This window comes from Enteractinococcus helveticum, assembly GCF_020742345.1.
Classification (GTDB): Bacteria; Actinomycetota; Actinomycetes; order Actinomycetales; family Micrococcaceae; genus Yaniella; species Yaniella helvetica_A.
Map to the genome: position 1 here is coordinate 1 of NZ_DYXC01000050.1, position 2,538 is coordinate 2,538.

General features: G+C 56.9%; 4 protein-coding genes. All 4 read right to left on the reverse strand.

The features are described 5' to 3' along the window. Positions 1 to 510: 510 nt before the first annotated feature. Positions 511 to 1,038, reverse strand: a complete 528-nt coding sequence (locus K8V32_RS03745; protein ID WP_303903091.1) for an RHS repeat-associated core domain-containing protein — start codon at positions 1,036 to 1,038, stop codon at positions 511 to 513. A gap of 235 nt (positions 1,039 to 1,273) precedes the next feature. Then, positions 1,274 to 1,693, reverse strand: coding sequence for a hypothetical protein (locus K8V32_RS03750; RefSeq protein ID WP_303903093.1), 420 nt, complete (start codon positions 1,691 to 1,693; stop codon positions 1,274 to 1,276). An 8-nt stretch (positions 1,694 to 1,701) separates the two neighbouring features. Continuing rightward, positions 1,702 to 2,082 (reverse strand): hypothetical protein, encoded by a 381-nt coding sequence (locus K8V32_RS03755; protein WP_303903096.1) that lies wholly within the window; start codon positions 2,080 to 2,082, stop codon positions 1,702 to 1,704. A 132-nt stretch (positions 2,083 to 2,214) separates the two neighbouring features. Further along, positions 2,215 to 2,538 (reverse strand): hypothetical protein (locus K8V32_RS03760; protein ID WP_303903098.1); only part of this gene is annotated, 324 nt, incomplete at its 5' end.

Sequence of the window (2,538 nt, forward strand, 5' to 3'; positions counted from 1 at the left end):
GACCAACATGTCCAAAGCACTGAGAAACATGCGTACAGTATCCCACGACGTCCGAAGCGAATCAGATTATAAGACTCCACATCCACGATGTCGCAACTCACCTACTATTTGCCACGGTTATCCACACATATCGCACGCGCTTGAGCTGCGTTAAAGAAGTCGTCCCGGTGCTACACACGCGGCGCTTCCAGCCAGGTGGCCTCAAAGCCTGTCGGTTCAGCCGACCTGACCGGTTTCCATCTGCCACACCGACCCAGCTATCTTTGATTCAGACCCCTGGCAAGTACAGCGCCCCGGGGCATCGCGGTCATAGTCTGGGGCCTGTGTGTCATAGCAAGGAATTGTCCGGCATATGTGGCGGCCTCTCGGCAGATTTGCCCAATTTTCCGTTATATCGGCCCCTTCCCAGGCTGAGCTCAGCCCACTGGCCATCGGGCCTTGCAATCCGTCGGCATACGCTTGCAGCTCGTCGTCAGTAATCGGTGCTAAGCCATGAGGGTCGATGGCGTGTCAAGGGTCGTTGCCCGCAGATGAATACGGATTAGCCGTCCAGGAGGCACCCAACGGCGCTGCCAAAGGATCTTGGGATAAAAAGCTGGCCGACGCCGGATCATAAGCACGGGCGCCCATCCATTCCAGCCCGGCAATTTGTAGGCTGCCGTCGGTGCCAAGACAAACCCCGGCGTGTGCGGACACTGCTGCCAGTGTTTGATCTTGAGTATCACTTCCCCCGAGCAGCGCACCACAGTGGTTTTGCCAGCTGGTCTCAATCCCGGTGACACCGGCTGGGCCGGTGAACACGGAGGTGCCATCGACATCTAGCAGGGATGGGACACCGGCGGCGATATCCCAGCGCAACCGGATATCGTTGACGACGGTCAGCTCACCGAAGGCATTCACCGACAGTTTGGTTTCCGTTGTCCCTTGGGCGTTGTCCTCGGAGATGCCGCGCAACCAACCGCGAGCATCCCAGCTGTAGTTGGTTTCGGCACGGTCGGAACTCCTGAACCGAGGGGGCGATCGTGGGCCACCAGCCATCAGCCATCAGCCATCAGCCAGACGACGCGATACCCAACTCATTTTCAGCTCGTATGTGCCAGGTTCCATGGAATCAGCGATCTGCTCAACGTTCTCTTCGGTCACGCCCTCAGAATAGATCACATCTTGGCAATCGGTTGCACGAATCTGCACCTTCCACGGCTGCATACTGGTGTTATCACCCTGAAAAAGTGTCCACCCTGGCCACCAGGTTCGACCATGCTCGACAGACTTCTTATTCTTCGACCACACGGTATTCTTGAGCCGACGGTCGCAAGAACGGTACCCAACCGTCTGCTGCCAGTCGTGAGGTAAAACCAAGTTTGAATTCGTAGGCGCCTGGCTCAAATGCCTGTGCGATCTCTTGAACGTTATCTTCGGAAACACCCTTGGTATAGGTCATGCGTCCGCAGTCGGTCGTCTCAATCGCCACGATCCATGGTGAAGCATTGAACCTGGTGCCCTCGACGCTTTCGGCATGCGTCACATTGCAACGGACCCATTGCTGATTCGAGGACTCGAGCACTGCGAAAACGATACCCAGTGGGAACGCAACAACCAGTAAGACAGCGATAATGCCCCAGATACGTTTTCCCCGCCGTTCGTTTCCGGTATTTTTAAGTGCCCCCGAAGAATCTCGTTCGATCGTGATCACCGCATAACCTAGTTGCCGACTCGTAGGCCCTGAGTCGGACCACTTCCACCATATAGGAAGCCGTGAGTTCCGGATCGGATTGCAGTGGACAAATCGAATTCGCCTGGAGCTACCACGAAGCTATTTACCGTCGTTGCAGCAGCGCCAGACAACCGGTCACCGACGTTTTCCATCACGAATCCTCCGACGTTTTGTTCGAACGCGTGCCGAGCTGTCGGCGAGACAGGCAGGGTACGGGAGGTCAAACGTGAACCCGCTGAGTAGAAGTGCGAGCCGACGCCACTTGCCAGATAAGACCCGCCAGCATTCGTGACAAAACCAACCGCACCGTTATACAGATAACCACCCACTGTGCGATCACCTTCGGTGTGGAAATGGTAGTCAGCCATATTCGATGTCGCGCCACCGGTTCCGGCGGCAATAGCAGAACGGGTCGCGGCAGGCCGGATGATGCGGGCGATGGCGACACCGTCGGTCGAGGTGTGGTTGTGGACGACGGAGGTAACCGTTGGCCTATTCCCCTATTCAGCCGGTCGGAACTCCACGACCGATGGGGCGATCGTGGGCCACCAGCCATCAGCCAGATGCCGCGACACCCAACTCATTTTGAACTCGTATGGCCCAGGTTCCATGGAGCCAGCGATCTGCTTCACGTTGTCTTCGGTCACGCCCTCAGAATAGATCACATCTTGGCAATCGGTGGTACGAATCTGGACCTTCCACGGCTGCATGCTGGTGTTATCACCCTGAAACGGATCGCCTCGATGACTTCGCACGTCGTCCACCGCTGATCCAAAGAATCCAACCACGGAAACGACAGTGCAACGGCCCCGACCACAACGCAC